Below are 223 nucleotides of genomic sequence, written 5' to 3'. Positions count from 1 at the left end.
ATCGCTAGTAATCGTAGATCAGCATGCTACGGTGAATACGTTCCCGGGCCTTGTACACACCGCCCGTCACACCATGGGAGTGGGTTGCAAAAGAAGTCGGTAGCTTAACCGCGAGGGGGGCGCTGACCACTTTGTGGTTCATGACTGGGGTGAAGTCGTAACAAGGTAACCGTAGGGGAACCTGCGGTTGGATCACCTCCTTACCTGAGATAGGTTGAGTGCA

General features: G+C 54.3%; 1 rRNA gene. It reads left to right on the top strand.

Annotated elements, in window-relative coordinates:
* Positions 1 to 203 (top strand): 16S ribosomal RNA (locus ACGF5R_RS25070); the annotation flags it as partial.
* Positions 204 to 223 lie beyond the last annotated feature (20 nt).

The sequence above is a fragment of the Photorhabdus sp. RM71S genome, from assembly GCF_042879355.1.
GTDB classification, from domain to species: domain Bacteria; phylum Pseudomonadota; class Gammaproteobacteria; order Enterobacterales; family Enterobacteriaceae; genus Photorhabdus; species Photorhabdus kayaii.
This window is presented reverse-complemented; position numbering and strand designations above follow the sequence as displayed.